The sequence below is a fragment of the Aminobacter sp. P4_H6_2 genome (genome assembly GCF_056400805.1).
In genome coordinates this window covers 1-7,659 of sequence record NZ_JBFUKO010000243.1, presented here as the reverse complement: position 1 = coordinate 7,659, position 7,659 = coordinate 1, and the positions used below count along the sequence as shown (strand labels likewise).

8 protein-coding genes and 1 pseudogene are annotated in these 7,659 nt (G+C 61.0%); 3 read left to right on the top strand and 6 right to left on the bottom strand.

The annotated features are described in order from the left end of the window. Together AC1DUU_RS17505 and AC1DUU_RS17500 are read left to right on the top strand one after the other, a co-directional pair. The coding region (locus tag AC1DUU_RS17505) for a DNA gyrase subunit A (protein WP_476784678.1) at window positions 1-1,722 on the top strand (1,722 nt) is incomplete at its 5' end. A gap of 211 nt (window positions 1,723-1,933) precedes the next feature. Next, window positions 1,934-3,097, top strand: a complete 1,164-nt coding sequence (locus AC1DUU_RS17500) for an AI-2E family transporter (RefSeq protein WP_476784677.1) — start codon at window positions 1,934-1,936, stop codon at window positions 3,095-3,097. 5 nt (window positions 3,098-3,102) lie between these two features. Here AC1DUU_RS17500 and AC1DUU_RS17495 read toward each other — a convergent pair whose 3' ends face one another. The 6 genes and pseudogenes from AC1DUU_RS17495 to hemB form a co-directional block, all read right to left on the bottom strand. Further along, entirely contained in the window at window positions 3,103-4,002 is a 900-nt protein-coding gene (locus tag AC1DUU_RS17495) for a DMT family transporter (RefSeq protein ID WP_476784676.1), read from the bottom strand. 51 nt (window positions 4,003-4,053) lie between these two features. Further along, window positions 4,054-4,809, bottom strand: coding sequence for an arginyltransferase (locus tag AC1DUU_RS17490; RefSeq protein ID WP_476784675.1), 756 nt, complete (start codon window positions 4,807-4,809; stop codon window positions 4,054-4,056). A gap of 140 nt (window positions 4,810-4,949) precedes the next feature. After that, window positions 4,950-5,420: an RDD family protein gene (locus tag AC1DUU_RS17485; protein WP_476784674.1), complete on the bottom strand. Its 471-nt coding sequence runs from the start codon at window positions 5,418-5,420 to the stop codon at window positions 4,950-4,952. A 65-nt stretch (window positions 5,421-5,485) separates the two neighbouring features. Further along, a pseudogene (locus AC1DUU_RS17480) lies at window positions 5,486-5,808 on the bottom strand (HepT-like ribonuclease domain-containing protein). 26 nt (window positions 5,809-5,834) lie between these two features. Further along, complete coding sequence (locus AC1DUU_RS17475) at window positions 5,835-6,074, bottom strand: nucleotidyltransferase family protein (protein ID WP_476784673.1); 240 nt, start codon at window positions 6,072-6,074, stop codon at window positions 5,835-5,837. 102 nt (window positions 6,075-6,176) lie between these two features. After that, window positions 6,177-7,208, bottom strand: a complete 1,032-nt coding sequence (gene hemB, locus AC1DUU_RS17470) for a porphobilinogen synthase (protein ID WP_476784672.1) — start codon at window positions 7,206-7,208, stop codon at window positions 6,177-6,179. A gap of 138 nt (window positions 7,209-7,346) precedes the next feature. Here hemB and AC1DUU_RS17465 point away from each other — a divergent pair. Then, window positions 7,347-7,659 (top strand): enoyl-CoA hydratase/isomerase family protein (locus AC1DUU_RS17465; RefSeq protein ID WP_476784671.1); only part of this gene is annotated, 313 nt, incomplete at its 3' end.

Here is a 7,659-nt window from a genome sequence, read left to right as displayed (position 1 = left end):
GCCGAGCTGTGCAGTGCAGCCCTGTATCTTATCGACAATCCGGACGCTTCCGTCACTGACTTGATGACTTCCCCAGGTGAATGGGAGCGCATCAAGGACGATCCCGAACTGCGCCTGGCCTGCAAGGTGCGCGGTCCCGATCTGCCCACTGGCGGCAGCATCGACGACGACTGGGCCTCCATCGTCAACGCCTACGAGACGGGGCGTGGCGGCTTTCGCATGCGTGCCACGTGGCAGCAGGAAGACCAGGGCAGGGGCACCTGGAACCTCGTCGTCACCGAAATTCCCTATGGCGTGCAGAAGTCGCGGCTGATCGAAAAGATCGCCGAGCTCTTGATCGCCCGTAAATTGCCGCTGCTTGAGGATATCCGCGACGAGAGTGCCGAAGACATCCGTGTCGTTCTGGTGCCCAAGAGCCGTACTGTCGATCCGGGCCTGTTGATGGAATCGCTGTTCAAGCTCACCGAGCTCGAAAGCCGCTTCCCGCTCAACATGAACGTGCTGTCGCGCGGCAAGGTGCCGAACGTGCTGTCGCTCAAGAGCGTGCTGCGCGAATGGCTGGATCACCGCCGCGAGGTGCTGGTTCGCCGCTCGAAGTTCCGTCTCGGCGAGATTGAAAAGCGCCTTGAAATCCTTGGCGGCTACCTGATCGCCTACCTCAATATCGATGAGGTGATCCGTATCATCCGCGAGGAGGATGAGCCCAAGCGCACAATGATGGCGCGCTGGGGCCTGACGGACAATCAGGCCGAAGCCATCCTCAACATGCGCCTGCGGGCGTTGCGCAAGCTCGAAGAGTTCGAAATCCGCAAGGAATTCGACGCGCTGAGCACTGAAAAGAGCCAGATCGAAGCGTTGCTGGCGTCAGACGCCAAGCAGTGGGCGACCATCAAGTGGGAAGTGAGCGAGGTCCGCAGGCACTATGGTCCCGACACCAAGCTTGGCCGTCGCCGCACCGTTTTCGCCGAAGCGCCCGACCACGACCTGACCGATATCGCGCACGCCATGATCGAGAAGGAGCCGGTGACGGTTGTCGTCTCGGAAAAGGGCTGGCTGCGGGCGATGAAGGGCCATCTCGCCGACTATTCGCTGCTCACCTTCAAGGAAGGCGACAGCCTCAAGCTCGCTTTCCACGCCCAGACCACCGACAAGATCCTGGTCTTCACCACTGGCGGCAAGTTCTACACCATCGGTGCCGATCGCTTGCCGGGCGGGCGTGGCCATGGCGAACCGATCCGTATCATCGTCGATATGGACAATGATCAGGACATCGTCACCGCCTTTGTCCATGAGCCCAAGCGCAAGCTGCTGCTCGTCTCCCATGAGGGCAATGGTTTTGTCGTTGTCGAAGAAGAGGTCGTCGCCAACACCCGCAAGGGCAAGCAGGTGATGAACGTCAAGTCGCCCGACGAAGCCAAGCGCTGCATACCGCTTGTGGGCGACCATCTCGCCATCGTCGGCGAAAACCGCAAGATGCTGGTCTTCCCGCTTGAGCAGATCCCCGAGATGACGCGCGGCAAGGGCGTCAGGCTGCAGAAGTACAAGGACGGCGGCGTGCTCGACATGAAGCCCTTCACGATGGAAAACGGTCTCAGCTGGCTGGACTCAGCCGAACGCACCTTCACCCGGTCACGCGAGGAGTTGCTCGAATGGATCGGCACGCGTGCCACAGCTGGACGGATGGTGCCCAAGGGTTTTCCGCGCACTGGACGCTTTGGCTAAGGGCGAAAAAATGACGCATTGAGCGGGTGCGGTGCGGCAAAGTTTTCGTGCGCGGCACCGCAATAGCCTCTATGATCTCCTCATCGGCTGCGAAGCTCGCGCCGGGCGTTAACACGGGTCCAATGCAGGGCCGAGGAGATCTAGGCCTTTGAATGTGACCAATCCCCGCAAACCGGAGCGAGAGCCGAGGCTGTTCGGCCCGTCCCAGCCCATGCGTGCAGCCTTGGTGCCGCCGCTTTCGGCGGCGCGCTGGCTGCTGGTGCTGATCGTTGCGGCGGGAATCTATTTCTTTCACGGCTTCCTGGTGCCGGTGCTGGCAGCACTGGTCATCGCCTTTGCCAGTTGGCCGCTCTATCGCCGGCTTTTGACGGCGGTCGATGGCAACAGGACCATTGGCGCCACGCTGGCGCTGCTGTTCATCATCGCCTTCCTCGTCGTGCCGATTTCCTTTGCCGCGACCTACACCGTTAACGAGATCCGCGAATGGGTCGGCTGGGCATTGGAGACCAATCGTCATGGCGCGCCGACGCCGGGTTGGATATTGAACCTTCCAGTCGTCGGCGATTGGCTGAACGAGCAGTGGGCGCGTTATGTCGGCCATCCCGGCGCGATCGGCGAACTGATCCAGCTCGTCAGCGGCGCCAATATCGGCACCATCTATCGCGGCGTGCTTGCCGCCGGTGGCAGCGCCTTCGGCATCATTCTGACGCTGCTGTTCATGCTGATCGCCTTGTTTTTCACCTACCGTGATGGCGAATCCTTCGTCGCCCAGCTCGACGGGCTGGGTGAACGCATCTTTCCGATGCGCTGGGAGCGCATTTCGCGCGTTGTCCCCGCGACGATCAGCGCCACCGTCACCGGCATGACGCTGATCGCGATTGGCGAAGGCGTGGTGCTCGGCGTCGCCTATTGGCTCGCCGGCGTGCCGTCGCCGGTGACGCTTGGCGTCATTACCGGCTTCATGGCGCTGATCCCCGGTGGCGCGCCATTGTCGTTCAGCCTGGTCTCAGTCTATCTGATCGCCAGCGGCTCGCCGATTGCCGGCATCGCCCTGTTCGCCTGGGGCTCGATCGAACTCTTCATCGTCGACAARACGYTGCGCCCSAARCTSGTCGGCGGGCCGATCAARYTGCCSTTCCTGCCAACCTTCTTCGGCCTCATCGGCGGCGTCAAGACGATGGGCTTTCTAGGCCTGTTCATCGGCCCYGTGCTGATGGCGCTSYTGGTCGCCATCTGGCGCGAGTGGATTCGCGAGATCGAGCTAAACGACGAGGCGGCTATGATCGGTGCCAATGTGCTAGCCGAGGGCGATAGCACGCGCACCATCGAGGCTTCCCGAGAGGACCTGCCGTCCAAGCGAACAAAGGCCGGTTAGGGCGCTCACACGGCCTGTTGGACGGCGGCACTTGCCCGACGTCTGCGGCCTTCAGCAAGCTGCCAGGCCGAGTGGGCGACGAGCGTGGCGATGAGGATCGCTCCGCCGATCAGGCTGTTGCGCGTCGGCACCTCGGCGAAGATCATCCACACCCAGATCGGCGCTAGCACCGTCTCGAGCAGGTAGAACATCGCGACTTCTGGCCCGGAGATGTATTTCGGGCCGTTGGCGAGGCAGAAGAACGAGATCGGCATGATCACTGCGCCGTTGAAGATGATCCACCACGGCGCTTCGACCTTGAAGCCCGTCTTGGAAACCATGAAGGCGGCGACCAGGCAGGGCAGCAAAACGCCGACAAGCGCCGTGAAGCCCATGTCCTTGCCGCTTGAGCGCGAAATTGTGATGGCCGAGGCGATGCAGAAGGCCGAGCATACGGCCATCAGGTCGCCGAACAGATGGCCGGTGCCGATCGAGCTTCCAACGATGATCAGCACGCCCCCGACCATAGCCAGCATGGCAAGCATGGTTGCCGGTCGTGGCCTTTCCCTGAGGAATACCCATGACAGCACCGCCGCAAACACGGTGTTGAAGGCCAGGATGAACACCAGATTGGCTGTCGAGGTGTTGTAGACGGCAGTGATGAAGGCGATCGAGCCGAGGCCGTAGAGACCGGCGACCACAAGGCCTGCCCGGCCTGGAATGAGTTGCGGTGCGTTACGGCTGAACGAGCGCCAGACCAGCCAGATGACGATCGCCGCGACGAACGTCACCCCGCTTCGCATCAACAGGATCGACCAGTTGTTGCCGTCGGCAAGCTTGATCAGCGGAATGTCGACGGTCAGCGCCAGCCCGCCGAGTCCGGTCAGCAACAGTCCCTTGGAGTGGTTCGATTGAGTGTTTGCCACGATTTCCCTGCCAGATGGTCGAYGGCAGCGTGGAAAACGGGCCGGACATGCTCAAATGTTGCCTTCGAAACGCTCCCAGCCCTTCATGCCGAGATGTTCCTGCGGTGTGAAGCGTACCTTATAGTTCATCTTGCGCGAACCGTTGACCCAGTAGCCAAGATAGACGTGGGGCAGGCCCATGGCGCGCGCGCGGGCAATATGGTCGAGGATCATGTAAGTGCCAAGCGACCGCTCGTCCATTTCCGGATTGTAGTAGGAATAAACCATCGACAGCCCGTCCGACATCTTGTCGGTCAGTGCCACCGCCATCAGTTCGCCCTGGCCCTGGCCGGTGATGAAGGTGTCGGGGCCGCGCCGGCGGTATTCGATCACCTTGGTATCGACATGGGTGTCTTCGACCATCATGGCGTAGTCGAGCACGGTCATGTCGGACATGCCGCCCTTGCGGTGGCGCGCGTCGAGATAGGAGCGGAACAGCGAGTATTGCTCGGTCGAGGGTTCTGCGTCGTGCATGGCGCCGACGAGGTCGGAGTTGCGCTCGACCACCCGGCGCATGTTGCGCGTGGCCTTGAATTCCTGAGCCAGGATGCGGACGGAGACGCAGGCCCTGCAGGTTTCGCAGGCCGGCCGGTAGGCGATGTTCTGAGAACGCCGGAAGCCGCCCTGGGTCAACAGGTCGTTCATCTCAGGCGCCTTGTCACCCACAAGGTGAGTGAAGACTTTCCGCTCGAACTGCCCCTCAAGATAGGGGCAGGGGGACGGCGCCGTCAGGAAGAATTGCGGAGAATGGGTCGGATGCTGCGTCATCGAGCGTCAGGAAGACTCCCAATCAATGTTCCCTAGCTTGGCGCTACCGGCGAAAAATTCAACATGAATATGAAGGCAGGTGGATTCTTTGCCTTCACATTTTGCCGCAACTGCCCGTTTTGACTCGCCGAATGGCAATTTTAGCTGTCGCTGCGGCTGACCACGGTGCCGAGCAGCAGGTCGTGCAGCGCGCGCTTGCGGTCGGAAAACAGCGTCACCAGCAGCACCAGCGGAGTCAAAACCACGTTACCGGCCCAAAACAGGACCGAGTGAACGACCGCGAGAAGACCATCGATCGGCTTGCCGTCGAGGCGGTCGAGCCGGATACCCATTATGCGCATGCCGGTTGTCGCCTGGTTGGGCCCGCCGAGCGTCGACCAGATATAGAGCAGTGCCACCGCGGGGAACAGGATGCCAAACAGCGCCCAGCCGAGGCCGAGCGTCAGGATGCCGAGAAGCAGGATGATGATGGCGAAGGGGATCATCAAAAGACCGACGATCAGATAGTCGATCAGGAAAGCCAGGATGCGGCGCGTGCGAACACCGTCATAGGCGCGCGTATCCTCAAGCCTGTTGGTGATGATTTCGCCGTCCAGAACGCGTGCGGTCATAATATCCTCAATGGCGAGCGAAATTGCCCGCGCGCCAATTCAAATGGGGAAATTGGACGCAGATTTCAAGATTCAGGCTTGTCGAGACTTGCCGAAAGACGTCCCACGGCAGTTCGCAATTCCGGCAGATGGTCGGTCACGACTGCCCAGACAATGGGATCCGCGATCTTGTGATATTCGTGCCGTAGCACGTTGCCGATGTCTGTTTCCAGGGAACTTCAGGGGCGTGGTCGAGCAACTCGTCCGGCAGATGCCGCGCAGCTTCCGAGATGATCTCGATACCGCGTTGGACACCATGCTTCAAAGGCCAGTCGTCCTGGAAATCCTGCAGCGTCTTGCCGGCAGTTGCAGCCTCGATGCCGTCAAGCGCATCAAGGATTTCCGCCAAAATAGGGCCGACCTTAAGTCCTGCCGTCAGAACACACGAATGGCGGACCGTTCGATGTCGTCCTTCAACTGCGGGTGCAGGCTGTCGCGCGTTGTAAGGTCCACGTCGACGGCCATTGCCTCTTCCAGCAACTGTTTGATCCCGACAAGGTCGACCAGCGAGAAGCGACGTCCCGCGTCATAGTCGATGAAAAGGTCGAGATCGCTGTCTTGAGACTGCTCGTTGCGTGCCGTCGAGTCGAACAGGTAAAGCGAGGTCGCGCCCATGCTGCGAATTGCATCGGCGTTCTGTTGAAGTCTCCTGACTGCTCCGACCTGTTCATGCCATTCACAATACAGCAACTGCTGGACATGTTGTAGGCAGGCAACTCAGCCCTTCAGCATCTGCGCCACTTCCGGCGCGAAATAGGTCAGGATGCCGTCGCAGCCGGCGCGTTTAAAGGCGAGCAGGCTCTCCAGCATCGCCTTTTCGCCATCGATCCAGCCATTGGCGCCGGCTGCCTTGATCATCGAATATTCGCCCGACACCTGATAGGCGAAGGTAGGCACGCGGAATTCTTCCTTCAACCTGTGAATGATGTCGAGATAGGGCAGGCCGGGCTTGACCATCAGCATGTCGGCGCCCTCGGCGAGATCCTGTTCGGCCTCGMGGATGCATTCGTCGGAGTTCGCGTGGTCGATGTAGTAAGTCTTCTTGTCGCCCTTGAGCAGTCCCTGCGTGCCGATCGCCTCGCGATAGGGGCCATAGAAGGCTGAAGCGAACTTTGTCGCATAAGACATGATTGCCACGTCCTGGAAGCCATTGTCGTCGAGCGCGTCGCGGATGGCGCCGATGCGGCCGTCCATCATGTCGGATGGCGCGATGATGTCGGAACCTGCCGCTGCCTGAAGCACAGCTGCCGCGGCCACCTGGGCGACCGTCTCGTCATTGACGATGATGCCGTCGCGCAGGATGCCGTCATGGCCGTGGCTGGTGAACGGGTCGAGCGCGACATCGGTGATGACGCCGATCTCGGGAACCGCCGCCTTGATGGCGCGGGTGGCGCGGTTGATGATGTTGTCGGGCTCGAGGATATGCGCGCCCGTTTGGTCGCGCAGACCCATGTCGACATTGGGGAAGGTGGCAAGGGCCGGAATGCCAAGCTTTGCCGCGCGTTCCGCTTCCCTGACGGCGAGATCGACCGACATGCGAAACACGCCTGGCATCGCTGGAATGTCTTCCTTCCGGTTCTCGCCATCGATGATGAAGATCGGCCAGATCAGATCATCGACGCTCAGGCGGTTCTCCTGCACCAGGCGGCGCGACCAGTCGGCCTTGCGCATGCGGCGCAGGCGGCGGCTGCCAGTGATCTCGTCGACGCTGCGAGCGCCGGCTGCCTTGGCTGGGGTGAACTTGTTCATCGGTCGTCTCCGGTAATTGTGCAGTTTTTAGCATGCTGGTTTGCCCAACACCAAGATGCAGGATGAGACCTGCGGCATTGACGCACCCCGGCACTCMACATTAGCTCTGCACACTCAGCTTGAATGTGAGGGATTCCAGTGGACTTCGACTTTGGCGGCGACGACGAAATCCGCTTCGAGCGCTCCGGAGCGGCCGGCATCGTCACGCTGACGCGGCCGCAGGCGCTGAACGCGCTGACCCACAAGATGGTTTTGGCGCTGTCTCGGGCGCTCACCGCATGGCAGGTGGATAGCGACGTGGCACTGGTCGTCGTCAAGGCCGAGGGTAGGGCGTTTTGTGCCGGCGGCGATATCTTGCAGGTCTATGACGCCGGCCGCCTCGGCAACCCACCTGTCGATTTCTTTGCCGACGAATACCGGTTGAACGCCCAGATCGCGCGGTTTCCCAAAC

Coding starts and splice junctions, on each gene's coding strand:
- AC1DUU_RS17490 (WP_476784675.1), bottom strand. CDS start 4,809: ATGACGCAGCATCCGACCCATTCTCCGCAATTCTTCCTGACGGCGCCG.
- AC1DUU_RS17485 (WP_476784674.1), bottom strand. CDS start 5,420: ATGACCGCACGCGTTCTGGACGGCGAAATCATCACCAACAGGCTTGAG.
- AC1DUU_RS17475 (WP_476784673.1), bottom strand. CDS start 6,074: ATGGGCGCGACCTCGCTTTACCTGTTCGACTCGACGGCACGCAACGAG.